This is a genomic window from Microbacterium sp. USTB-Y (assembly GCF_023703415.1).
Taxonomy (GTDB): Bacteria; Actinomycetota; Actinomycetes; order Actinomycetales; family Microbacteriaceae; genus Microbacterium.
Window position 1 is genome coordinate 187,885 of the sequence record NZ_JAGMTU010000006.1, and the last position, 24,072, is coordinate 211,956.

The following is a 24,072-nucleotide window of genomic DNA, read 5'->3' on the forward strand; positions in this document are numbered from 1 at the left end:
GCCACGCCTGTGAGAAGGGGAGTCGTGACCGTGCCGGAGACCGTCCCCGAACCATCCGCCGTCGGCGTGGCGCCTCTCGCCGACGCCGCCTCCGAGGGCGCATCGCTCGACCGCGCGGCGGAGTGGCGCGACGATCCGCAGACGCTGCCGCGCCTGCGCGCCGATCCCCGCACCCGGGTCCTGGTGGTGCGCGAGCGCCGGGTGCCCCTGGGCGACGGCCTCATCCTGGTGCCGGCCGACGACGCCGTGCTGGCCCGCACCCGCGAGTGGGCGCTGCTGGGCCGCAGGCCGGACGGCAGCGGGCTGCTGCTCGCGCTGCAGGAGCCGGAGGACGACACCGACGCCGATGGATCCTGGGCTCCGCGCTGGAGCGATCTGCGCGAGGCGCTTCCCCTCGTCGACGCGGCCGACGGCGAGCTGGTCGTCGCGGCGATCGCCCTGGCCGGCTGGCTGCGCGACGCGGGCTTCTGCCCCGCGTGCGGCAGCCCGGCCGAGCTGCGGCAGAGCGGCTGGTCCCGGCACTGCGGGTCCTGCGGACGCGAGCACTTCCCCCGCACCGACCCGGCCGTCATCGTCGCCGTGCAGAGCGCCGACGGCGAGCGGCTCCTGCTCGGGGCCAACGCGCAGTGGAAGGGCCGCTTCTACTCCTGCTTCGCCGGCTTCGTCGAGGCGGGGGAGGCGCTGGAGACCACCGTGCACCGCGAGCTGTTCGAAGAGGCGGGGGTGCGCGTGCGCGATGTGACGTACTTCTCGTCGCAGCCGTGGCCGTTCCCGCGCTCGCTCATGGTGGGGTTCCACGCGACGGCCGTTGACGACGCCGAGGTGCACGGCGACGGCGAGGAGATCGTCGACGTGCGCTGGCTGAGCCGCGCCGAGATCGGATCCGCCCTCGCCGGAGACGGGCCCGTGGGGCTTCCGGGCGAGGCGTCCATCGCCCATCGCCTCATCGTCGACTGGTATCGGCGGTGAGCGCGCTCGACGGACTCGACGAACGCCAGAGGGAGGCCGCATCGGTGCTGCGCGGACCGGTGGCGGTCCTCGCGGGGGCAGGGACCGGCAAGACGCGCGTGATCACGCATCGCATCGCGCACGGCGTGGAGACCGGCGCGTACTCCCCGGCACGGGTGATGGCGGTGACGTTCACCGCGAAGGCGGCCGGTGAGCTGCGGGGTCGCCTCCGCGGCCTCGGGGTGCAGGGCGTCTCCGCCCGTACCTTCCACGCGGCGGCGCTCGCGCAGCTCGGCTTCTTCTGGCCGCAGCTGGCCGGTGCCCCGGCCCCGGCGATCGTCGACAACAAGGTCCGCCTGCTCGCGCAGGCCGCCGACATGCTGCGGCTGCGGCCGGACACAGCGACGCTGCGGGACCTGGCGTCCGCGATCGAGTGGCGCAAGGTCTCGATGCTCTCGATCGAGGAGGCGGCCGCCCGCGGCCGATCGATCGGCCGGCTGGATCCCGGTCAGGTCGCCGATCTCTCCCGCGCCTACGAGACCCTCAAGGACGACCGGCATCAGCTCGACTTCGAGGACGTGCTCCTCGCCTGCGCCGGCATGCTGGAGGCCGAACCGCGGGTGGCGGCGGCCGTGCACGAGCAGTACCGGCACTTCACGGTGGACGAGTACCAGGACGTCTCGCCGCTGCAGCACCGTCTGCTGGAGCTGTGGCTCGGCGATCGGGGCGACCTCTGCGTCGTGGGCGATGCGTCCCAGACCATCTACTCGTTCGCCGGCGCCGATCAGGGCTACCTCCTCGACTTCGCCCGGCGGCACGCGGATGCCACGGTCGTGCGGCTGGAGACCAACTACCGTTCCGCCGAGGGAGTGCTGCACGTCGCGAACGCTCTGATGAAGGGGCGCCCCGGAGCCCTCGAGCTCGTCCCTGCGGTACAGTCGGCCGCGTCGCAGGCCGGGGCGCCCGCGGAACGCGCGGTGGCGGAGACCGCGGTGGTCGTCGCGTTCGACGACGACGCGGACGAGGCCCGCGGGGTCGCGGCCGCGATCGCCGGCCGCATCGCGTCCGGCGTGCCGCCCGAGGAGATCGCGGTGCTCTACCGGGCGCATTCGCAGTCCGCGGCGCTGCTGCAGGCGCTCGCCGCCGCCGGCGTGGCCGCTACCGTGCTCGGCGGCAAGCGCTTCTTCGACCTGCCGGAGGTGCGCCAGGCCGTGCAGGCCCTGCGGGCGGCCGCCGTGGCCCCGCAGCAGCACTCCTTCCTCGACGCGGTGCGGGATGTGCTGCGCGGTCTCGGGTACAGCGACGACCCTCCCGAGGCCGGCGGAGCCCTGCGCGACGCCTGGGAGGCGCGACGCGCGGTGCTGCGTCTCGCCGAGGACGCGCCGGTCGGCACCACGATGCGCGATTTCGCCGATGACCTCTTCGCGCGGGCCAAGGACCAGCACGAACCCGTGCTGCGCACCGTGACCCTGTCCACGCTGCATGCGGCGAAGGGTCTCGAGTGGCCCGAGGTGTATCTGGTGGGGTGCTCGGAGGGGCTCCTGCCGATCTCGTACGCGAGCGGGTTCGAGGCGATCGACGAGGAGCGGCGCCTCGCGTACGTCGGCGTCACGCGGGCCGCGCGAGCGCTGACGCTGACCTGGTCGCGCGACGTGGATCGGGCAGGGCGGCGTCCCTCGCGCTTCCTCGCGGAGATCGGCAGAGGCAGTCTGCGTGAAATTCCGCCGTCTGCGATGATCGGGTCCCGTCGCGGCGGATCCTGATCCGCCGGCCGGATCCGTCCCGCTCCGACTCGGCTCGCACGGCGAGGAGGTCCGCCGCCGCGTCCGCGGCCGCGGCGACGGCACGCAACGGCACCCGTCCCGGATCGCGCTCCAGCAGTTGCACGTGCAGGGCCGCCCAGGCGGGGTCCCGCGCGCGATCGTGGCCGTCGCGGCAGGAGAGACACGGCGTGCTCCCCGGCACCACCAGGGGGCCGACCGTGGATCCTCCGGCGTCGATGGCGACCGGGAGATGAGGGCGGTCGTCGGCGAGGAGACCGATCGCATCCCGCGCCGCCACCGCACCGTGGCGCACCACCACGGTGACGGCGTCGCGGGCGTCGGTGACGTCGACGCCCGCGTCCGCGAGCGCCTCCTCCAGCCGCAGCGCTGTGCGCACGCCGACCGCGGCGGCGTCGAGGCGCACGAGGGAGCGGGGGAGATCGCCGACGAGAGCCGGACCGAGCAGGGCGCGGAGCCGGCGTGCCGCGGGGAGCGGCGCGCCGAGGCCGTGGGCGACCACTTCGAACGCGCGCTCGTCGATCCCGTGCGTCAGCTTCTGCAGCATCCGCGGGATCCATGGTCCGTCCACGGACAGCGTCAGAGCGGCGTCGGCGCCGAGCTGCACGCAGTCGGCATCGCGCCACAGCACGGGCAGCGCGGGGTCGAGTCGGATCGTGGGCATGCCCCGATCATGACCGCATCGCCGCCGCGGCCGGATCCCGTTCCGGAATCGGTGGAGAACTCGCTCAGACCGGCTTCTCGCCGGATCCGCCGTCCGGGCCGTCCGACGCCGGTGCGTCCGGTGCGGGGTCGTCGCCGGGGGCATCGGGGCCGCCGAAGTCGTCGCCCCGGAGCAGGCGCTCCAGCGCCTCGTCCATCTCGTCCTGCACCGGCTGCTCGCCCCGGGCGCGCGCCTGCAGGCGCGCCACCAGTGCGGCGGGGTCGTCGATGTCCGAGGCGTCCGGCATCAGATCGGGGTAGTCCCAGAGGGCGTCGCGGGCCTCCACACCCACCGCGTCGGTGACCGCGCGCCACATCGCCGCGGCCTCGCGCAGCCGGCGGGGACGGATCTTCAGCCCGACCAGCGCGCCGAGAGCGTCTTCGGCCGGACCGCCTGCCGCGCGGCGCCGCCGGGCGGCCTCCGCGATGCGGACGCTGTCGGGCAGGCGGGACGTCGCCTGCGTGGTGACCACGTCGACCCAGCCGTCGATCGTGGCGATGAGGTTCTCCAGGCGCTCCAGCGCCTCGCGCTGCACCTCGGAGAGCTCGGGCAGGAGCGCGCCGCCCTCGATCGCCTCGCGCAGCTCCTCCGGGTTGGACGGGTCCAGGCGCCCCGCCACGTCCTCGAGCTTGGCGACGTCGACGGTCACGCCCTTCGCGAACTCGGTGATCTGGGTCATCACGTGCAGGTGCAGCCAGCGCGCGTGCCGGTAGAGGCGGGCGTAGGCGATCTCCCGGGCCGCGAGGTACAGCGCGATCTGGTCCTCGGGGATCTCCAGGCCCTCGCCGAACGCCGACAGGTTCTGCGGGATGACGGCCGCGGTGCCCGCGGGCAGGACCGGGATCCCGACGTCGCCGCCCGAGACCACCTCGAGCGACAGGTTGCCGAGCACCTGGCCGAACTGCATCGCGAACACCGAGCTGCCGATGCCGCGCATGAGACGGCCCGCGCCCTGCACGGCGCCCTGCATCTCCTCCGGGGTCTGCCCCTCGAGCGCGCTCATCAGCGCGTCGGCGATGCTCGTGGACACCGGGGCCGCGACCTCCTTCCACACCGGCATGGTCTGCTCGACCCACTCGCCGCGGGTGAGCGCGCGCGGAGGCGAGCCCAGCTCGGAGATCGTGGTCGCCTCGCCGACCCACAGGTCCGCGAGGGCGAACGCGTCGGCGATCGACGACCGCGCTCCGGAGTCGATGCCCAGTCCGTCGCGGTTGGCGATGTGCAGCGCCTGGCGCAGCGCGGTCTCCCAGGGGTCGACGCTCATCGCGTGCTGCATCTGCTGCATCAGCTGCTGCATCATGGCGGGGTCGATGTTCAGCCCCTCCATGCCCTGCAGGGCGCTCAGATCGAGGCCCTCCGCCGATCCGCCGAGCATGCGGCGCAGCATCTCCATGAAGTCGTCGGGGTTCGGGTCGTTGTCAGCCATGGGGAGCCCTCTCAGCACGTGTATAGCCCGTGCTGACTACGCTAGTTGCACCACCAGTGGGAGTGCCCCGAACCGGGCCGCCCCGCTGTACGCCGCTCGCGAACGAGCATCCACGACCCCGGGGGGAGACACAGTGACGAGCACGCGCTCCAGCCGCGCAGGTCGGATCGGTCTCATCGCGTTCATCGCCTCGCTCGCGGCGCTGCTGGTGCTCACGTTCCTTCCGCTCCCGTACGTGATCGAGCAGCCGGGGCCGGTCTTCAACACGCTGGGCGAGGTGAAGGACGCCCAGGGCAAGAGCGTGCCGCTGATCTCCGTGAGCGGCGCCGAGACGCACCCGACCAAGGGCGCACTCGACCTCACCACCGTCCAGGTGGTCGGCAACAGGGAGGCGCCGCCGAGCTGGATGCAGATCGTGCTGGCCTGGTTCGACTCGTCCAAGGCGGTCGTCCCGGTGGACGCGGTGTTCCCGCAGGGCGTCACCACGACCCAGCGCGATCAGGCGAACCAGCTGATGATGGTCGACTCGCAGCAGGAGGCGACGGCCGCGGCCCTGCGCGAGCTGGGCTACACGGTCCCGGTGACGATCCAGGTGGCCTCGGTCACCGATGACGGCGCGGCGCACGGCATTCTCCAGAAGGACGACACGGTCGTGGCCGTGAACGGCGCCAACCCCGCCGACTCCGACGCGATGCGCGCCGAGATCCAGGACGCGAAGGGATCCCCGGTCACGCTCACGATCGAGCGCGACGGACAGCGCCAGGACGTCTCGGTCACCCCGCGGGAGCAGACCGTCGACGGTACGAGCCGCTGGCTGCTCGGGATCACCCTGCAGCAGGAGTACAGCTTCCCGGTCGACGTGAAGCTGCAGCTCGACAACGTGGGCGGGCCGAGCGCCGGCATGATGTTCGCGCTCGGGATCATCGACACCCTGACCCCCGGTGCGCTCAACGGCGGGAAGCAGGTGGCGGGCACCGGCACCATCACCGCCGACGGCACGGTCGGTCCCATCGGCGGCATCAGGCAGAAGCTCTACGGCGCCCGCTCCGCGGGGGCGACCTACTTCCTCGCCCCGGGATCCAACTGCGACGAGGTCTACGGGCACATCCCCTCGGGTCTCACGGTCGTGCGCACCGACAGCCTGAGCCAGTCGCTGGATGCGCTGAAGGTCATCGCCGACGGCGGGGACGTCGCGAAGCTCCCCGCCTGCACCGCCGCCGACGTCAAGAAGTAGCCGCCGCAGGCGGGGGTGCGTTCGCGACGGGCGAAGCCGGCCGCGGCTGCGCTCAGGACGACGGGAATCCGCCGACCTAGGATGGAACGGTGACCTCACCCGCACCGGCCGCGCCCCGAACTGCCCGACGCATCGTCCTCGCGACGGTGGTGATCCTCGCCGTGCTCATCGCCGCGTTCTTCGTGTTCGCGACGATGTACACCGATTTCCTCTGGTACGACCAGCTGAACTTCGCCCAGGTGCTCACCACCCGGTGGATCGCCACGGCCACGATGTTCGTGGTCGGCTTCCTCGGAATGGCGGCGCCGATGTTCGTCGCCATCCAGCTGGCCTATCGCCTGCGCCCCGTGTACGTGCGTCTGAGCTCGCAGCTCGACCGCTATCAGGAGGTCGTGGAGCCGCTGCGGCGCCTCGCGATGTGGGGGATGCCGGTGTTCTTCGGCCTGTTCGCCGGCTTCGCCGCGGCCGGGCAGTGGGAAATCGTGTGGCAGTGGGCGAACGGCACCGCCACGGGGCAGACCGATGCCCAGTTCCATCTCGACACCGGGTTCTACCTGTTCGACCTGCCCTTCTACGAGGCGCTGCTCGGCTTCGTCTCCGCCGTCCTGATCCTGTGCCTGCTGGTGTCGGCCCTGGTGCTGTACCTCTACGGCTCGGTGCGCATCGGCCAGGGGGAGCTGCGGATCTCCAAGGCCGCGCGCGTGCAGCTGGCCGTGATCGCGGGCGTGTACCTGCTGGTCCAGGCCGTGAGCCTGTGGGTCGACCGGTACAAGACCCTGACCGCGCCCGAGGACAAGATCACCGGTGCGGCGTTCACCGGTGTCAACGCGACGATCCCCGGCCTCGCGATCCTCGCGATCATCGCTGCGCTCGTCGCCGTCCTGTTCTTCGTCACCGCGGTGATCGGCCGCTGGCGCTTCCCGCTTGCGGCGACCGCACTGCTCATCGTCGCCGCGCTCGTACTGGGCATCGCCTACCCCTGGGCCGTGAACACGTTCCAGGTGAAGCCGAACCAGAACCAGCTGCAGGCCCAGTACTACGAGCGCAACCTGAAGGCGACGAAGGCCGCCTACGGCATCGACGGAGTGGAGACCACGCCGTTCAAGGCGCAGACGACGGCCGAGACGGGGCAGCTGCGCAGCGACGCCGACACCACGGCGTCCATCCGGATCATGGATCCGAACGTCATCGGCCCCACCTTCCAGCAGCTGGAGCAGTACCGCAGCTACTACAAGTTCCCGACGAAGCTCGACGTCGACCGCTACGCGATCGACGGCAAGACGCAGGACGCGGTGGTCGCGGTCCGTGAGATCGACACGAACCGCATCCCCAGCCCGACCTGGAACAACAGCACGCTCGTGTACACGCACGGCTACGGCCTGGTCGCCGCGGCGGGCAACCAGCGCACGGACGACGGCGAGCCGGTGTTCCTGGAGCGGGGCATCCCGACCTCGGGCGTGCTGACGAACAGCGAGAAGTTCGAGCCGCGGGTGTACTTCGGTGAGAACTCGCCGCCCTACTCGATCGTGGGCGCCCCGAAGGGCACGTCCCCGATCGAGATCGACTACCCGCGCGGTCAGGACTCGAGCGAGAACCAGACGAAGACCACCTTCACGGGCGACGGCGGCCCCCGCATCGGCAACTTCTTCACGAAGCTCCTGTACGCGCTGAAGTTCCAGTCCGAGCAGATCCTCTTCTCGGACAGCGTGAACCCGGACTCCCAGATCCTCTACGACCGGGACCCGGCGACGCGCGTGCAGAAGGCCGCGCCCTACCTCACGCTCGACAGCGACCCGTACCCGAGCATCGTGGACGGTCGGATCGTGTGGATCGTCGACGGCTACACCACGAGCTCGAGCTACCCGTACTCGACGACGGTGAACCTGCCCAAGGCCATCAGCGACTCCGTCAACACGCAGCCCGGGTTCGTGACGGACGACATCAACTACATCCGCAACTCGGTCAAGGCGACCGTCGACGCCTACGACGGCAAGGTGACCCTGTACGCCTGGGATCCGACCGATCCGGTGCTGAAGACGTGGCAGAAGATCTACCCGTCGACGCTCAAGCCGATCAGCGACATGTCGTCGCAGCTGATGAGCCACGTGCGCTACCCCACGGACCTGTTCAAGGTGCAGCGCGCCATGCTCGGCACCTACCACGTCAACGACGCCGCGTCCTTCGCGCGCCAGGACAACCTCTGGGAGACCCCGAACGACCCGCAGAGCGATTCGGCGAACCCCGAACTGCAGCCGCCGTACTACCTGAGCATGAAGATGCCGGGACAGGACGCGACGCAGTTCTCGATGTACACGACGTTCATCCCCGCATCACAGGGGGCGAACAGCCGGAACGTGCTGATGGGATACCTGTCGGTGGATGCCGACGCGGGGTCGACGTCGGGCAAGAAGTCGGCTTCGTACGGCAAGCTGCGCATGCTGGAGATCGATGCGGATACGACCGTGCCGGGCCCCGGCCAGGTGCAGAACTCGTTCGACTCGGATCCGACCGTCGGCCAGCAGCTGAACCTGCTCAAGCAGGGGCAGTCCAAGGTCACCCACGGCAACCTGCTGACCCTGCCGGTCGGCGGCGGCTTCCTCTACGTGCAGCCGGTGTTCGTGCAGTCCTCGGGCGGCACGCAGGTGCCGCGCCTGCAGAAGATCCTGGTCGCGTTCGGCGACAAGATCGCTTTCGCGGACACCCTCACCGAGGCGCTGGATCAGCTCTTCGGCGGCGACGCCGGCGCGACCGGCGGTGACGGCAACGTCACCCCGACGCCCACGCCGACGCCCGGCACCGGGAGCGGGACGGGCACGACGGCTCCCACGGGGGATGCGGCGTTCCAGGCCGCGCTGTCGGACGCCAAGGCGGCCATGCTCGCCCGCGACGCGGCGCTCAAGGCGGGCGACCTCGCGGCGTTCGCGACCGCGGATCAGCAGCTCACCGATGCGGTGAACAAGCTGATCCAGCTGCAGGGCAACGCCAACACGCCCGGGAAGTAGTCGGAAGGGGTCCCGATTCGCGCACTGCCGAATCCCGTGCTAAGCTCATTTCTTGTGCCGCGGGGTGGAGCAGTTCGGTAGCTCGCCGGGCTCATAACCCGGAGGTCGCAGGTTCAAATCCTGTCCCCGCAACAAGAGAAGGCCCCTGATCAGGAGAAATCCCGATCGGGGGCCTTCGGCTTTCCCGGGTTCTTCAGCGCTTCGGAGACCGGATCGCGGCCGCCGTCGCTAGTGCGCGCGCATCTGCGCGACCGCCGCCTCCCGATCGATCAGGTTCATCACGTCGCCGATCGAGTTCACGAGCGGGGCCGGCGCGATCACGAGCGTGTTCTTGTCCACGCCGATCTCGACGAGCGTCTGCAGGGTGCGCAACTGGAGTGCGAGGGGGTGCGACATCATCGTGTCCGACGCGGTGCCCAGCTGGGCGGCGGCGAGCGCCTCGCCCTCCGCGGCGATGATCTTGGCCCTCTTCTCCCGCTCGGCCTCGGCCTGCTTGGCCATCGCGCGCTTCATCGAGTCGGGCAGCAGGATGTCCTTGAGCTCGACGAGGGTCACCTCGACGCCCCACTCGACCGTCGTGACGTCCAGGATCTCGCGGATGTTCGCATTCAGCGCCGCCGTGTCGGAGAGGATCTCGTCGAGGTGGTGCTGGCCGACGACCCGGCGCAGCGTGGTCTGCGCGATCTGATCGATCGCGGCGCGGACGTTCTCGATCGCGATCACCGACTTCACCGGATCCTGGATCCGGAAGTAGGCGACCGCCGAGACGCCGACGGTGACGTTGTCCTTGGTGATGATGCCCTGCGACTGGATCGGCATCGTCACGATCCGCAGCGACACCGGGATCAGCACGTCGGCGAGGGGGAGGATGAACCGGATCCCCGGCTCGCGCACGTTGTGCAGACGGCCGAAGCGCAGCACCACGCCGCGCTCGTACTGCCGCACGATCCGCGCGGACAGGAAGAACGCGATGATCGCGAGGATCACCACGACACTGAGGATGATGAGCGGGGTCATGGGGACCGCCTCCTCCGGCTCCGGTGACGTGCCGCGGGCCGTGCTCCCATTCTCCTCCCGCCCGCGGACGGCGGCGCCGTTCGGGGGCGGGATCGACGCAGGTCCGCGGGTGGGCCGCGCCTAGACTGGCCGGACCCGCCGCGCGCTCCGCGACGGCGCCGGCTCGAAGGGATCGCCGCACATGCCGAACGTGCTGATCCTGGGCGGTCGCGCCCCGGTCGCGCTCGATCTCGCCCGCCGCTTCGCGCACGCGGGCTGGACCGCGCGGGTCGCCGACAGCGCGCCCTGCCGGATCAGCGGATCCTCGGTGTCGGTCGCCTCGGTCGTGCGACTCGCCTCGCCCCGGCGCGAGCCCGAGCGCTTCGCCGCCGACCTGGAGGGGGCGGTGCGCGCGCACGCGATCGATCTGGTCCTGCCGACGTGCGAGGAGGTCTTCCACGTCGCGCGGTGGCGGCACCGGCTGCCCGAGTACGTGTCGGTGCTCGCCGAAGAGCTCGGCACGCTCCGCCGCCTGCACAGCAAGGCGGAGTTCCCGGTCCTCGCGGCGGAGCACGGGCTGGACGTTCCGGAGACCGCCCGGGTGCGCACGCTGCGTGAGGCGCGCGCATGGGCGCAGGGACGCGGCGTGGTGCTCAAACCCGAGTTCTCCCGGTTCGGCGTGCACGTGCGGCGGTATGCCTCGGGCATCCCGCGGGACGCGCCGGAACTGGGGGAGGGCGGCGCCTGGGTCGTGCAGGAGCTGCTCACCGGCGATGAACGGTGCTCCTACGCCGTGGCCCATCGGGGGCGCGTGCTGGCCCACGCCGTGTATCGCCCGCGATGGTCGATGCCCGGCGGTGCGAGCTTCTACTTCGCCCCCGCTCGGGACGACCTCATCCGTGCGGAGGTACGGCGGCTGGTGGCCGGGATCGGCTTCACCGGGCAGATCTCGCTGGATTGGATCCGGCAGGCCGACGGCCGGATCCGCCCGCTCGAGTGCAATCCGCGCGCGACGAGCGGCCTGCACCTGTTCGGGGCGGACGACCCGCTGCCCGCGGCGCTCGCCGGCGAGCTCGACGGCTGCATCGAGCCGATCGATCCGCGGCCGCGGATGATCGCGCCGATGATGCTCACCGAGGGCCTGCGCGAGGCCGTGCGAACCGGACGGATCGCGCAGTGGGCGGCGGACCGGCGGGCCGCAGAGGATGTGCTGGCGGTCGCCGGGGATCGCGCGCCGCTGCGGGGCGGGCTGCGCGACCTCGCCGGGCATGCCAGGCGGGCGCGCGCCGCGCGGCAGAGTCTGCGTGAGGCTGCGACGGCGGACATCGAGTGGGACGGCGATGAGGCGCGGCCGGCTCTCTCGGGGGCGCCGTCGGCCTCCGTTCCCGGCGGTCCGGAGTGAGCCGTCCCGGCAGCGTGCCGCACGCGCTCTTCGCGGAGAAGGCGCGGGCGTTCCTGGACGTGCACCGCGGGCAGGACTCCACGTACTTCGCCGGCAATCTCGTCACCCGGATCGACGCGGTGACGGCGGGCGACCTGATCCTCCCCGTCACCGTGAACGACGCATCAGAGCCTCCGGGCAACGCCTGGGTGTGCTCGCCCACCACCACCTACGGGCGGTACGCGCTCGAGGAATCGGAGCGGCTTCTTCCCGGGCTGCTGCGTCCTCCGCTGCGCGCGACGATCGCCGGCGTGGACCGCGGCATGCGGCGCCGACGCCTGGATCGGGCCGTGGCGGTGGACAACTGGCTGCTGAGCACGAACCTGCATCCCGACCTCGCCGGGATCGACCTGAACCGGCTCGTCCGGGAGGCGCGGGAGCGCTGGCCCGAGCATGCGATCTGGATGCGCTCGCTGAACGCCGTCCAGCACCCCGACTGGCTGCGCGCGGCCGCGGAGGCGGGCTTCACGCTCATCCCGAGCCGTCAGGTCTACCTGTTCCGCGATCTCTCCGCGGTGCGCCCGAGCAGGGACCTGCGCCGCGATCTGCGGCTTCTCGACCGCACGGAGCTCACCGCGGTCCGCCACGACGCTTTCACGGAGGAGGATTTCGCGCAGGCCGAGCGACTGTACGCGCAGCTCTACCTGCACAAGTACTCGACCTTGAACCCGCGCTACAGCGCCGCGTTCCTCCGAGCCTGGCATCGTGCCGGCCTGCTCGAGCTCGCAGGCTTCCGCGACGCGGAGGGAACCCTCCGGGCGGTGGTGGGCATGTTCGGGCAGGGCGCGGCGCTCACCGCACCCGTCGTGGGCTACGACACGTCCTGGCCGCAGCAGGCGGGCCTCTACCGTCTGCTGATGGCGCACGTGCTGCGCTCGACGCGGCAGCGGGGCGCCGAGCTCAACCTCAGGGCGGGCGCCGCGCAGTTCAAGCGGCTCCGCGGAGGGGAGCCGGCGATCGAATACAGCGCCGTGCAGGCCGCCCATCTTCCGGCGGCCACGCGCCGCGCGATCGCCGCGCTCGGCGCGCTCGCGTCGCGGGTCGGAGTGCCGATCATGCGGCGCTGGGAGCTCTGACGCGGATGCCGTCCGGGCCGGGCGCGGTCGTCGCCCGTACGGGATGATGGATCCATGCCCTCCGGATCCGTGATCGTCGCCGTCTGCCAGTTCTCGCCCGTGGCGGATCGCTCCGCCAACCGCGAGCGCATCGGCGCGCTCGTCGCAGGCGCGGCGGCGCGCGGGGCGCGGGTGGTCGTGCTGCCGGAGTACTCGAGCTACTTCGTGGACCCGTTCGACGAGACCCTCGCCGCGAACGCGGAGGACCTCGACGGCGAGTTCACCGGTGAGCTGCGCCGCCTCGCCGCGCGGCACGATGCCGTGATCGTCGCGGGGCTGGTGGAGCGCGCGGACGAGGGGCGGATCCGCAACGCGGTCGTCGCGGTGGATGCCACGGGCATCCTGGCGGTCTACCGCAAGCAGCACCTGTACGATGCGTTCGGGCAGACCGAGTCGCGGTGGATCGAGCCGGGCCGGGTCGGGGGAGCGGCGACGTTCGTCGTGGACGCCCTGACGTTCGGGCTGATGACCTGCTACGACCTGCGCTTCCCCGAGGTGGCGCGCACCCTCGTCGACGCCGGGGCCGACGTGCTCGTCATCCCCGCCGAGTGGGTGCGCGGTCCGCTCAAGGAGCACCACTGGACCACTCTCCTCGCGGCGCGGGCGATCGAGAGCACGGCCTACGTCGTCGCGGCCGATCACCCGGTGCCGGTGGGAGTCGGTCATTCCGCGGTCGTCGATCCGCAGGGCGTCGTCGTCGCCGGGGTCGGCACGGGGGAGGGGATCGCGGTCGCCGAGCTCGATCCCGCCGCGGTCGCACGGGTGCGCGAGGTCAACCCCGTGCTGCGATTGCGGCGCTACCGGGTCTCGCCGCGCTGATCGCGGCGCGCGGACTACCGCAGCCCGGCCAGCCGCTCCGACGCCTCGGCGATCACCTCGGGCCGCTTGCACGCGGCGAAACGGACGAGGCCCCGGTAGGCGTCGCGGTGCTCGGGGCGCACGAACGCCGTGAGCGGGATCGCGGCCACGCCGATCCGCTCGGGGAGGGTCCGGCAGAACGCATCCGCATCGACGCCCCCGATCGCGGTCGCGTCGGCGACGGTGAAGTAGCCGCCGTCGGGGCGGTGCACCTCGAAGCCCGCCGCGGCGAGGCCCTCCGCGAGCAGGTCGTGCTTCGCCCGCAGTCGTTCCGCCGCATCGGTGAAGAACGTCTCGGGCAGGCGCAATCCGACGGCGACCGCCGGCTGGAACGGGCCTCCGTTGACGTAGGTGAGGAACTGCTTGACGCTGAGCACTGCCGTGATGAGCTCGGCCGGCCCGTGGATCCAGCCGATCTTCCATCCGGTGACCGCGAAGGTCTTGCCCGCGGAGGAGATCGTGAGCGTGCGCTCGGCGGCGCCCGGCAGGGTCGCGATCGGCACATGCGGCGCCGTGAACGAGAGGTGCTCGTACACCTCGTCGGTGACGATGATCGCGTCGTGCGCGTGTGCGAGGCGCACGATCTCCGCCCGCGCGGCGTCGTTGAGCACCGCGCCGGTCGGGTTGTGCGGATCGTTCACGAGGATCACGCGGCAGCGATCCGTCACCGTCGCGGCGAGCTCCTCGAGGTCGGGCTGGAAATCGGGCAGGCGCAGCGGCACGGTGCGCAGGGTCGCGCCGCTCAGCGCCGCGATGGCGGCGTAGGAGTCGTAGTACGGCTCGAACACCACGATCTCGTCGGCGGGCCCGTCCACGAGCGCGAGGAGCGCCGCGGCGATCGCCTCCGTGGCACCCGCCGTGACCACGACCTCGCGATCCGGATCCACCTCGAGACCGTAGAAACGATGCTGATGCTCGGCGATCGCCTGGAGCAGATCGGGCACGCCGCGCCCCGGAGGGTACTGGTTGGCGCCCTCGAGGATGGCGGTGCGCGCGGCCTCGAGCACTTCCGCGGGCCCGTCCTCGTCCGGGAAGCCCTGCCCGAGGTTGATCGCCCCGGTGCGGGCCGCGAGCGCGGAGATCTCGGCGAAGATGGTGGGGGCGACCTCGCCGGCCTCGGAGAGCAGGCCGGCGCCGGCCGCGGTGCGGCGCCATGCGCCCGGAAGGATTCCCATGGCGCCCAGGGTAACGCCATAGCGGAATCTCCCAGCGGGCATAAGAAAAACACAGAAACGGCCGTCAGTCTGTAAGGGCAAGGTTCGAAGGAGCAGACATGAACGAGCAGACGCCTCACCCCGACGCCGGACACTCCGTGCCCCCGGCGTTCTCGTCCACCCCCGCCGCCGACGCCGCCGCACAGGCCGGCGCGACGGCTCCCACCACTCCCCTCCCGCCGACCGGGATGTACGCGCCGCAGGGGCAGGCCCACCCGGCACAGCCGGGCAACCCCGGTCACCCGGGCGTCCACACCGGCGCCGCCTTCGGCGCGGCCGCGACCCCGACCATCGAGCACAAGGCGAAGAGCGGCGTCGGCGGCGGCAAGATCGCCGCCATCATCATCGCGGCGGCCCTGGTCGGCGGCATCGCCGGCGTCGGCGGCGCGGTCGGCTACGGCTCGCTGACCGCCTCGAGCTCGTCGTCCTCGAAGGGCGTGACGGGGCCCAGCACCGTGACCGTGAACAACCCCGAGTCCGTGTCGGAAGCCACGGCGATCGCGGCGAAGGCCGTGCCGTCGGTCGTGACGATCGAGGTCTCGGGATCCAGCGCCGCAGGATCCGGATCCGGCATCGTGCTCGACAAGCAGGGGCACATCCTCACCAATGCGCACGTGGTGACCCTGGACGGCGAGGTCTCCGACCCCGCCATCACGGTGACGACCTCGGACGGCCGCATCCTCGAGGCCACCGTGGTCGGGATCGACGCGACCTACGACATGGCGGTGATCCAGGTCAAGGACGGCTCGAGCCTGACTCCGATGGAGTTCGCCGACTCGTCCAAGCTCAACGTCGGGTCCATGACGGTCGCCGTCGGCGCGCCGCTGGGGCTCTCCAACTCCGTCACGACCGGCATCGTCAGCGCGCTCAACCGCAGCATCCAGATCCAGTCCTCGGCGGCCCCGTCTCAGGGCTCGAGCGGCGACCAGCAGCAGAGCCCGAACCAGGACGGCTCGCAGCAGCCGTTCCAGTTCGACATCCCGGGCCGCGGCTCCGGCTCGCAGAGCTCCGCCGCGACGATCTCGATCTCGGTCATCCAGACCGACGCGGCGATCAACCCCGGCAACTCGGGCGGCGCACTCGTCGACAGCGACGGCAAGCTCATCGGAGTGAACGTCGCGATCGCGAGCGCCGGATCCTCGTCCTCCTCGTCGGGACAGTCCGGCAACATCGGGGTCGGCTTCGCGATCCCGTCGAACATCGCCAAGCGCATCGCCAACGACATCATCGCCGACGGCAAGGCCACGCACGGCCTGCTGGGTGCGACGGTGCAGGACGCGAGCGCTCAGAAGGGCGCGACGGTCGTCGGCGCGGCGATCGCGTCGGTCACGAACGGGGGCGCCGCGGCGAACGCCGGCATCCAGGCGGGCGACGTCGTCACGGGCTTCAACGGGAACCCGATCACCGACGCCAGCGACCTGACCGCGCAGGTGCGCTCCGTCGCCGGGGGGAGCACGGCCACGCTGACCGTCGTCCGCAACGGTCAGAGCCAGGAGATCAAGGTCACCCTGGGGACCCTCGCCCCGTGAGCGGCCGCTCCTGATCCTTGCGCTGAGGAAGACGCCACCCGCGACACGTCGCGGGTGGCGTCTTCTCCGTCGGGGGCGCGAATCCGCGCTGTGGCCGGGACGGCGGCGCTCTCCTTTTCCGCACCGAGTCCCCGGCCGGTAGGCTCGCGGGGTGGCGTCCTTCTCCTTCCGTGCGGGTAACGCCGGCAAGCTGCTGAGGATCCCGCTGTATCTGCTCGGCAGGCTGGGAACCCTCGTCGTCCCGCGGGGGCGGGGCTGGGTGATCGGGTGCGGCGCCGGCATCGGCGACGGCGCCCTCGCCCTCTGGCACGCGGCCGTGGAGAGCGGTCTCGAGCCGCTCTGGCTGACGGGGTCCGAGCGCGAGCGACGCGATGCGGACGAACTCGGCATCAGGTCGATCCCGAAGAGCGGTCTGCGCGGCTGGTGGGCGACCGCCCGGGCCGGAGTGGTCGTGGTCACGCACGGCTTCGGCGACGTCAACCGGTACGCCACCTCGGGTGCGTTCCCACGCCCTCCTGTGATCGTGCAGCTCTGGCACGGCATCCCGCTCAAGCGCATCGGGCTGGACTCCCCGGCCACCGTGCAGAGCGCGTTCCTGCCGGGCTTCGTCCCGCTGCAGCGCCTGCTCGGGTTCCTGTACCGCGGCCAGACCCGGCGCATCCGGGTGCTCCCCGCCGCATCCGACCGGTCCCGCGGGCGCCTGGAATCGGCGTTCGCCCTCGGCGTCCGGCAGGTTCTCGTCACCGGCGAGCCGCGCGTCGACGTGCTCTCCGCCGGGGATCCGGAGGAACGCCGAGCGCGCGCGATCGCGCGACGGGACGCCGCGGTCGGACCGATCGCGGACAGCGCGCGCGTCGTGCTGTACGCGCCCACCTGGCGGGACGGGGCGCCGGACCCCTCGGTCCCGACCGCTGCGGAGTGGGCGGATCTGCTCGGCGTGCTGGAGCGCACCGACAGCGTGCTGCTCGTGCGCTCGCACCCGCTCGGCGAGGGCGACTACAGCCCGCCGGTCCCCACAGACCGCGTGCGGATGATCGGTTCCTCGACCGTCGCGGACATCACGCCCGTGCTGCCCGCGGTCGATGTGCTCGTGACCGACTACTCGTCACTCGCCTATGACGTGGGGCTGCTGTCCATGCCCGTCGTCTATCTCGCCCCGGATCCCGAGGAGTACGCCGCCGCCCGCGGCTTCTACGGGACGTACGCCGAGGTCGCCGGCGGCGACCCTGCGGGCGACTGGGCGGAGGCCGGGGGTCAGCTCGAGGCGACCCTCTCCGACGTCGAAGAGCGCGACCGCCGCGCCGAGCTCTCCCGCGCGCTCAGCGCGCGCATGCACGCCCATCGGGACGGCCGGAACACGGCCCGCGTCCTCGGCGCGATCCTCGCCCGTACCGGCGACGCCAGGAGCGCCGCCCGCCCGACCCCCGCAGCGAAGGGAACCCCATGACGAGCCGCGTCACGAGCGTCCGCGTCGACGAGGAGCAGCAGGCGCTGCTGATCGGCGGAGAGGGGACCGCTCCCGCCGAGATCGAGCTCGCCGGCCGCCGTGCCGTCTCCCGGGCCGGCGTCGATGCGGACCGGGACGACCGCGGCTGGAGCGCCGTGCTGCCGCTGCAGGCTGCGCGATGGGGCGGGCCGGTGCTCCCGCTGCCGAGCGGCGACTACGCGCTCCTGCTCGACGGACGCGCGGTCGACGTGCCCGTGCTCGAGACCGTCGTGCTGGCCGGGCTCCGCGTCGGCGCGGACGGCGCCGTGCGCATCGACCCGCCGGTCGACCCGGTGTACGAGACCGCCGAGGGGCGGCTCGCCCTGGAGGGGCGCTACGCCTCGCTTCCCGGCGCGGGGGAGAACGCGGTGTTCTTCGAGTCCTTCTACGGGCAGTCCAGCGGCTGCAACCCGGGCGCGATCGACCGCGAGCTCGCGGCGCGCGCCCCAGGAGTGACCCGGTACTGGAGCGTGGTCGACCTCTCGATCCCGGTCCCGGAGGGGGCGATCGCGGTCGTGGAAGGATCGCCGGAGTGGTGGCGGGCGCGTGCCGATGCACGGCTGCTCGTGGTGAACGACTGGCTGCGCCGCCGCTTCGACCGCAAGCCCGGGCAACGCGTGCTCCAGACCTGGCACGGCACGCCCCTCAAGCGTCTCGCCCTGCATCGCCCCGGCCTGCACCCGCGGCGCTGGCTCGCCGTGTTCCGCGAATCGCGACGCTGGGACGCCCTGCTCGCCCAGAACCCGTACGCGGAGCGGGTGCTGCGCAAGGCCTACGCCTTCCTGCAGCGGCCGGTGTGGGTGGACGGCTACCCGCGCAACGATGTGCTCGTCACCGGCGATGCCGCGCGCATCCGCGATGCGCTCGGCATCGGTCCGTCGGAGCGGGTGCTGCTGTACGCGCCGACCTGGCGGGACGACCGGTCGGAGATGGTCGACTTCCTGGATCCGACCGCGCTCGCCGAGGCCGCCGACGCGGTCGTGCTCGTCCGCGGCCACTCCCGCACCATCCGCCCCGGCCGCGACCAGGCCGGATCCCGGGTCATCGACGTCACCGGCTATCCCGATACCGCGGAGCTGCTGCTCGCCGCCGATGCGCTGATCACCGACTACTCGTCGGTGATGTTCGACTTCAGCGCCACCGGCAAGCCCATCTACTTCCTGGTGCCGGATCTCGAGCACTACCGCGGCAAGCTCCGCGGCTTCTACTTCGACCTCCCGGCCCGTGCGCCCGGCCCCCTTGTGCGCACGCAGGAGGAGCTCGTGGCGGCGCTCTCCGACGTGTCGGCGGTCGCGGAGCACGCCGCGTCCTACGTCGCCTGGCAGGCGCAGTTCAACGGCCGCGACGACGGGTCCGCGTCCGCGCGGGTCGTCGACCGGATCCTGGATCTCGGCTGGCTCGACGGCTGAGCCGTCCCGCCCGGGGCCGCCGAGCGCGGAGGCCGCTCAGGGCAGCGGGGTGTTCCGCGTGCCGAGCCGTGAGGTGTCGACCGTGTCGTGCGCGCCGCGCAGCACGCCCATGAGGAACCCGAGCCCCCAGGAGAGGTGCATCGTCGGCAGCACGGCGAGCGTCCAGATGCGCTCCCGCGGGCTCCGCGGCGGATCGGTCGGGCGCCCCGGAGCCAGCGCCATCGCGATCACGAGCAGCGCATAGGCGACGAGCGGCAGATACACCGCCGACGCGATCACGCCGGCGACGCCCGAGAGGACGCCCGTGAGCTGCAGCACCCCCGTGACCACGGCGAGCGCGAGGAGGACGAGGAGCGCCGGGGGCGCGAAGAAGCGCACGCCGTTGCTGCGCCCGTAGCGGCGCACCAGCTCGCCGCGCCAGGCTCCGGTCGAGCGGAACTGCCGCGCCAGCCGGATCCAGCTCTCCCGCGGCCAGTAGGTCACCGCGAGCTGCGGATCGAACCACACCGCGTACCCCGCCTGGCGGATCCGCAGATTGAGCTCCCAGTCCTCGCCGCGGCGGATCGACTCGTCGAACAGGCCGACCTCGTCCAGCACGCTGCGGCGCATGACGCCCAGGTAGGCCGATTCGGCGGCTCCCTCCCTGGTCCCTCCGTGGTAGCTGCCGCCGCCGAGACCGACCGGCGAATTGTACGCGCGGGCCACGGCCGCCTGGAACGGGGTGCGGCCGTCGGCACGCATGACCCCTCCGACGTTCGCGGCGCCGGTTCGCTCCAGCGTCTGGATCGCGCGCCGGGCGTACCCGGGGGAGAGCTCGGAGTGCGCGTCGACCCGGATGATGGTCGGATGCGCGCTGGCGCGGATCGCCGCGTTGAGGCCGACCGGGATGTCGGCGGCCGGGTTGTGCACGATCCGCAGCCGCGGCTCGCGGGCCGCCAGGCGCTCGGCGAGGTCGGTGGTGCCGTCGGAGGACGGGCCGAGCGCGAGCACGAGCTCCGTGGGGCCGTCCACGTCCTGCGCGAGCACCGACTCCACGGCGTGCTCGAGATAGGTGCGCTCGTTCAGCACCGGCATCACGAACGACACGCCCGCGCCGGACAGCGGGGCATCCGCGCCGGGGGAGGACGGGTCGGGGTGGCTCACCCGTCGATCCTTGCACGTCCGGCCTGCAAGACCGGCGGGAGGGCCGTCCGGGCGCGTCGGGCTACCAGCGTCCGCCGTTCTGCCAGTACTGGCCGATGTCCTCGAGCGGGCGCCCCTTGGTCTCGGGAGCCAGCCACACCACGAAGAAGAAGGCGAGGATCGCGATCACCCCGAAGGCGGCGAAGGTGCCCGCGCCGCCGAGGGCATTGAGCATCGTCAGGAAGAGCGCGCCGACGATGACGTTCGCCACCAGGTCGCTCGTCAGCATCACGCTCGCACCGAGCGAGCGCAGGTGCGCCGGCATCGCCTCGCCGGCGTAGACCCAGACCAGGGAACCGAAACCGAACGTGAAGCCGGCGGTGAAGAGCACGAGTCCGATGAACCCGGCGATCGTGAGGGCGCCGTCGAAGTGGCCGCCCCCGATCGCGAACACGATCACGAGCAGCAGGTTCGCCAGGATCATGGTTCCGATGCCGATCAGCAGCACCGGGCGGCGCCCCATCCGGTCGATCACGAGCAGGGCGATGAAGACCGCGACGAGCCCGGCGACCTGGACCAGGGCGGAGAGTCCCAGCTTCACGATGTCGTCCGTGAACCCCATCGCCTCGAAGATCCGGGGGCTGTAGTAGACGATCGCGTTGATGCCGGTAAGCTGCACGAAGAACCCGAGTCCGACGACGAACAGCGTGGCACGGAGGAACGGCTTGCGCAGCAGATCGCGCCACGATGCGGTGTGCGCGGAGGCGAAGCCCGCGGTGATCGTCTCGATCTCGGCGTCGACGTCGATCTCGGGGCCCTCGATGCGGGCGAGGGTGGCACGGGCCTCCGAGGTGCGGCCCTTCATGACGTACCAGCGCGCGGTGTCGGGCAGGCGCAGCAGGACCAGGGTGATGACCACGCCGGGGATCGCCGCGAGCCCCAGCATCCATCGCCAGCTCTCGGTCGGCGCGAGGGCCATGGCCACGAGGTAGCCGAGGATGATGCCGGAGACGGTGGCGACCTGGTACAGCACGAGGAACGCGCCGCGCGAGCGGGTGGGCGCGGACTCGGCGACGAAGACCGGGACGACGACGACCGAGACGCCGATGGTGAGTCCGAGCAGGAAACGGGCGGCGACCAGCACCCACAGGGCCGGGGCGAGACCGGACAGCAGGGAGAACACGGCGAAGGCCAGGGCGACGGCGACCATGGTCGGCTTACGGCCGATGCGGTTGGCCAGCGCGCCGCCGAAGAGCGCCCCGAGGATCTCGCCGACGACCACCGTGGTGGTGACCCAGGACTGCGCGGCGGGATCGAGGTGGAAGTCCTTGGCCAGGTACAGCATCGCCCCGCCGATGTTGGAGGAGTCGTAGCCGTAGATGATGCCCACGGTTGCGGCGGCGACGCCCACGAGCAGCGCCAGCCGTGTGGTGCGGCTGTTGCCGGTCAGTGTAGAGCTCATGATCCCGTCCTCGTTCTCGGCGCTCCCCGGGGAGCGGATTCGAGAGTACCGCGGCGGCCGCGGCGCTCAGACGACGAACCGCCAGACGTACTCCAGGCCGTCTTCCGGGCGGAACCAGGCCAGGGTGACGACCACGTCGTCCACGTCGGTGTCGCACAGGCAGATCTCCATCTGCTCGCCGGGGCGCACCCTTCCCCAGAGCAGGGTGCGCCCCGGATTCGTCGAGGTGCGGGCGAAGGCGCGCACGAAATCGAGGCCGCCGTCGGCGTTGGTCACGACCGGATGCGTGCGATCGCGCCGATCGACGCGCCAGGGCACAGGGTACGAGACGTCGGGGAACCGTGCCGACGGGGGATCGGATGGGCGGGTCATGGCGCCACGATAAGAGCGGGTGCCGACGGCTCGGCGCCGTCGGACGCGGTCGCGACGACGGCTGTGCAGAACTCCTCCGGAAGCGCCGCTGTGCGGACCGCTCAGAGCTCCCGATCCGGCGCCGTCGGATGCAGTTCCGGGCCGGGCGCCTCGGGTGCCGACACCGGCGCGGGGCGGCGTCGCACGACCTCCGCCGCGCGTCGGCCGACCACGCCGACGCCGCGCGCCGCGGATCCGGCCGCTCCGGCGACGGCGGCGCCTGCGAGCTGCGCACCCCGGGCGATCCTGCGCTCGATGCGCTGGGCGCCCTCCTGCGGTTCGAGCTCGGCGGGCAGCGTCTGCGGCGGGAGCCCGAAGGCACGACGGGAACTGGTCAGCACGCGCCGCCCCAGCACGTGATTGCCCGCGCCGCCGATCACCGCCCCCACGCCGAAGGGAAGCGCCTTGCCGAGGAACGAGGCGCCGCCGACGCCGGCGAACTGCTTGATCAGCATGCTCTTGAGCCGGTCGGCCAGCGGACCCACCGCCGCCCGGGGGAGGGACTTGGTCACGAGCTCGCCCCAGTAGGCGGGACGGCCTGCGCCCTTGCCCGTCGCCTGCCCGGCGAGCTGGCGGATCAGATCCACGCCCTCCTTGCCGAGCATGAGGGTCATCACGAGCGCCCTGGCGCGATCGGGATTCTCCACGGTGATGCCGTGGACCTCGGCGATCGACTGGGCGAACAGCGCCGTCGTCTCGACGAACCCCGCGGTCTCGACGCCCGACAGCGCGAGGGTGACCCCGGTGCCGATGCCGGGGATCACGGCCGTCGCGCCGACCGCGGCTCCTCCGGTCGTCACCGCGGCGAGGTAACGGCGCTCCAGCAGCGTGATGATCTGCGACGGTGTGGCGTCGGGGTGCCGCAGCCGGATGCTGCGGATGTGCGCGAGCACGAGCGGACGCTGCACGGCGAGGACCCGGTCGAGACCGCGGATGTGCATCGGGTGCTCGGAGGATCCCGCCGGAGGCAGCCCGCCGGCCCACGGGGCGTCGTCGGGCAGGGAGTGGATCCGCTGCACGGACTGGTCGCGCTTGCTGCGCTTCGCATCGCTCTTCCCCATGGACCAGAGCCTAGGACGGCTCCGTCTGAAGATCGGCCGTTAACGCGAGCGGGCCCGTGCTTATCGCACGGGCCCGCTCGGAGGGAGGGGGGTCAGACGAACAGGTTCGCCCGCTCCAGGTCCTCGGCGAAGTCGACCTCGACCGCGTAGAGGTCGGAGATGTCCATCGGCTCCAGGAGGAGGCCGTTCTCGACGATCGCCAGCTCGAGGCCGCGCTCGAAGTAGTCCTGGTCGTCGACGCGCTGGAGCTGGCGCAGGAACGCCTGCTTGTCGCGCGAGGAGACGTAGTTGATGCCGACGGCCTCGCCGATGCCGCCCTTGACGGTCTTGGAGAGCTCCTTGATGTATCCCTCGGCGTCGACCGTGTACTTGACCTCTTCGTCGCTCACCTTGGCGGTGTTGACGGTGACGAAGGACTGGTCGCGCTCGATGAACGCGATCGCGCGGCCGAGGATGCGCGGGTCGAAGACGACGTCGCCGTTCATCCAGAGCACGCCGCTGCGTCCGGTCGCGGAGAGACCGCGCAGGAGGCTCTTGGACGTGTTGGTCTGGTCGTAGCGCTCGTTGTGCACGTAGTTCACATCGGGGAAGGCCTCGATGATCGTCTCGGCGCGGTAGCCGACGATGGTCGTGATGCGCACGTCTTCGCCGAAGGCCGCATGGATGTTGTCGTGCTGCTGCTGCATGATCGAGCGTCCGTCGTTGAGCTCGGTCAGCGGCTTGGGGAGGGAGCGCCCGAGGCGCGAGCCCATCCCGGCAGCCAGAATGATGGTCTGAAGAGTCACAGAAATGCTCCTGTTACGTGTGTTCACGGTCAAGTCACCGATGGGACACTTCCTCGTGCCAGAAGCCATGGTATCGATCCGCCCCGCGC

Annotated in this window: 18 protein-coding genes and 1 tRNA gene; 11 read left to right on the top strand and 8 right to left on the bottom strand. The window is 71.7% G+C overall.

Features of this window, described 5'->3' with window-relative positions:
* The first annotated feature begins 24 nt into the window (after positions 1-24).
* Positions 25-969: an NAD(+) diphosphatase gene (gene nudC / locus J8G10_RS15820; protein WP_251447071.1), complete on the top strand. Its 945-nt coding sequence runs from the start codon at positions 25-27 to the stop codon at positions 967-969.
* Positions 966-2,711 (top strand): ATP-dependent helicase, encoded by a 1,746-nt coding sequence (locus tag J8G10_RS15825; RefSeq protein WP_251447073.1) that lies wholly within the window; start codon positions 966-968, stop codon positions 2,709-2,711. The genes nudC and J8G10_RS15825 overlap by 4 nt, the downstream gene beginning before the upstream one ends.
* Positions 2,712-3,457: 746 nt before the next feature.
* Here the strand turns inward: J8G10_RS15825 and J8G10_RS15830 are convergent.
* Complete coding sequence (locus J8G10_RS15830; protein WP_251447075.1) at positions 3,458-4,858, bottom strand: zinc-dependent metalloprotease; 1,401 nt, start codon at positions 4,856-4,858, stop codon at positions 3,458-3,460.
* A 133-nt stretch (positions 4,859-4,991) separates the two neighbouring features.
* Between J8G10_RS15830 and J8G10_RS15835 the strand changes: the two genes are divergently transcribed.
* The 3 genes from J8G10_RS15835 (at position 4,992) to J8G10_RS15845 (ending at position 9,226) form a co-directional block, all read left to right on the top strand.
* Positions 4,992-6,092, top strand: coding sequence for a S16 family serine protease (locus tag J8G10_RS15835; protein WP_251447077.1), 1,101 nt, complete (start codon positions 4,992-4,994; stop codon positions 6,090-6,092).
* A gap of 89 nt (positions 6,093-6,181) precedes the next feature.
* Positions 6,182-9,094 carry a UPF0182 family protein gene (locus J8G10_RS15840; protein ID WP_308220719.1) on the top strand — a complete coding sequence of 971 codons (2,913 nt, stop codon included), beginning with the start codon at positions 6,182-6,184 and terminating at the stop codon, positions 9,092-9,094.
* Between the two features lie 58 nt (positions 9,095-9,152).
* A tRNA-Met gene (locus tag J8G10_RS15845) sits at positions 9,153-9,226 on the top strand.
* Positions 9,227-9,322: 96 nt separating this feature from the next.
* Here the strand turns inward: J8G10_RS15845 and J8G10_RS15850 are convergent.
* Positions 9,323-10,111 carry a slipin family protein gene (locus J8G10_RS15850; RefSeq protein ID WP_251447079.1) on the bottom strand — a complete coding sequence of 263 codons (789 nt, stop codon included), beginning with the start codon at positions 10,109-10,111 and terminating at the stop codon, positions 9,323-9,325.
* A gap of 181 nt (positions 10,112-10,292) precedes the next feature.
* On the opposite strand from J8G10_RS15850, the gene J8G10_RS15855 reads away from it, so the two are divergent.
* From J8G10_RS15855 to J8G10_RS15865, 3 genes are read left to right on the top strand one after another with little or no spacing between them, the layout of a single operon-like run.
* Complete coding sequence (locus tag J8G10_RS15855) at positions 10,293-11,492, top strand: hypothetical protein (protein ID WP_251447081.1); 1,200 nt, start codon at positions 10,293-10,295, stop codon at positions 11,490-11,492.
* Positions 11,489-12,607: a hypothetical protein gene (locus J8G10_RS15860; protein WP_251447083.1), complete on the top strand. Its 1,119-nt coding sequence runs from the start codon at positions 11,489-11,491 to the stop codon at positions 12,605-12,607. Before J8G10_RS15855 ends, J8G10_RS15860 begins: the two co-directional genes overlap by 4 nt.
* A gap of 54 nt (positions 12,608-12,661) precedes the next feature.
* A complete protein-coding gene (locus J8G10_RS15865; RefSeq protein ID WP_251447085.1) occupies positions 12,662-13,465 on the top strand; it encodes a carbon-nitrogen hydrolase family protein in 804 nt (267 codons plus the stop codon).
* A gap of 14 nt (positions 13,466-13,479) precedes the next feature.
* Here the strand turns inward: J8G10_RS15865 and J8G10_RS15870 are convergent, their stop codons facing one another.
* Positions 13,480-14,679, bottom strand: coding sequence for an aminotransferase class I/II-fold pyridoxal phosphate-dependent enzyme (locus J8G10_RS15870; protein ID WP_251447087.1), 1,200 nt, complete (start codon positions 14,677-14,679; stop codon positions 13,480-13,482).
* 98 nt (positions 14,680-14,777) lie between these two features.
* On the opposite strand from J8G10_RS15870, the gene J8G10_RS15875 reads away from it, so the two are divergent.
* The 3 genes from J8G10_RS15875 to J8G10_RS15885 all read left to right on the top strand — a co-directional run bounded on the left by J8G10_RS15875 (position 14,778) and on the right by J8G10_RS15885 (position 19,142).
* Positions 14,778-16,247: a S1C family serine protease gene (locus J8G10_RS15875; RefSeq protein ID WP_251447089.1), complete on the top strand. Its 1,470-nt coding sequence runs from the start codon at positions 14,778-14,780 to the stop codon at positions 16,245-16,247.
* A gap of 151 nt (positions 16,248-16,398) precedes the next feature.
* A complete protein-coding gene (locus tag J8G10_RS15880) occupies positions 16,399-17,694 on the top strand; it encodes a CDP-glycerol glycerophosphotransferase family protein (RefSeq protein ID WP_251447091.1) in 1,296 nt (431 codons plus the stop codon).
* A complete protein-coding gene (locus J8G10_RS15885; protein WP_251447093.1) occupies positions 17,691-19,142 on the top strand; it encodes a CDP-glycerol glycerophosphotransferase family protein in 1,452 nt (483 codons plus the stop codon). Before J8G10_RS15880 ends, J8G10_RS15885 begins: the two co-directional genes overlap by 4 nt.
* Before the next feature lie 36 nt (positions 19,143-19,178).
* On the opposite strand, the gene J8G10_RS15890 is transcribed toward J8G10_RS15885, so the two are convergent.
* From J8G10_RS15890 to J8G10_RS15910, 5 genes are all read right to left on the bottom strand, one after another.
* Positions 19,179-20,216 (bottom strand): glycosyltransferase family 2 protein, encoded by a 1,038-nt coding sequence (locus tag J8G10_RS15890; protein ID WP_251447282.1) that lies wholly within the window; start codon positions 20,214-20,216, stop codon positions 19,179-19,181.
* A 130-nt stretch (positions 20,217-20,346) separates the two neighbouring features.
* Positions 20,347-21,765: a sugar porter family MFS transporter gene (locus J8G10_RS15895; protein WP_308220721.1), complete on the bottom strand. Its 1,419-nt coding sequence runs from the start codon at positions 21,763-21,765 to the stop codon at positions 20,347-20,349.
* A gap of 27 nt (positions 21,766-21,792) precedes the next feature.
* The gene (locus J8G10_RS15900) at positions 21,793-22,098 is read right to left on the bottom strand and encodes a hypothetical protein (RefSeq protein ID WP_251447098.1); all 306 of its coding nucleotides are present in this window, start codon (positions 22,096-22,098) and stop codon (positions 21,793-21,795) included.
* A 101-nt stretch (positions 22,099-22,199) separates the two neighbouring features.
* Entirely contained in the window at positions 22,200-23,198 is a 999-nt protein-coding gene (locus J8G10_RS15905; RefSeq protein ID WP_251447100.1) for a hypothetical protein, read from the bottom strand.
* A gap of 92 nt (positions 23,199-23,290) precedes the next feature.
* Positions 23,291-23,983 carry a phosphocholine cytidylyltransferase family protein gene (locus J8G10_RS15910; RefSeq protein ID WP_251447102.1) on the bottom strand — a complete coding sequence of 231 codons (693 nt, stop codon included), beginning with the start codon at positions 23,981-23,983 and terminating at the stop codon, positions 23,291-23,293.
* Positions 23,984-24,072: the final 89 nt, after the last annotated feature.

Coding starts and splice junctions, on each gene's coding strand:
- J8G10_RS15830 (WP_251447075.1), bottom strand. CDS start 4,858: ATGGCTGACAACGACCCGAACCCCGACGACTTCATGGAGATGCTGCGC.
- J8G10_RS15850 (WP_251447079.1), bottom strand. CDS start 10,111: ATGACCCCGCTCATCATCCTCAGTGTCGTGGTGATCCTCGCGATCATC.
- J8G10_RS15855 (WP_251447081.1), top strand. CDS start 10,293: ATGCCGAACGTGCTGATCCTGGGCGGTCGCGCCCCGGTCGCGCTCGAT.
- J8G10_RS15865 (WP_251447085.1), top strand. CDS start 12,662: ATGCCCTCCGGATCCGTGATCGTCGCCGTCTGCCAGTTCTCGCCCGTG.
- J8G10_RS15870 (WP_251447087.1), bottom strand. CDS start 14,679: ATGGGAATCCTTCCGGGCGCATGGCGCCGCACCGCGGCCGGCGCCGGC.
- J8G10_RS15875 (WP_251447089.1), top strand. CDS start 14,778: ATGAACGAGCAGACGCCTCACCCCGACGCCGGACACTCCGTGCCCCCG.
- J8G10_RS15885 (WP_251447093.1), top strand. CDS start 17,691: ATGACGAGCCGCGTCACGAGCGTCCGCGTCGACGAGGAGCAGCAGGCG.
- J8G10_RS15890 (WP_251447282.1), bottom strand. CDS start 20,216: ATGCCGGTGCTGAACGAGCGCACCTATCTCGAGCACGCCGTGGAGTCG.
- J8G10_RS15900 (WP_251447098.1), bottom strand. CDS start 22,098: ATGACCCGCCCATCCGATCCCCCGTCGGCACGGTTCCCCGACGTCTCG.
- J8G10_RS15905 (WP_251447100.1), bottom strand. CDS start 23,198: ATGGGGAAGAGCGATGCGAAGCGCAGCAAGCGCGACCAGTCCGTGCAG.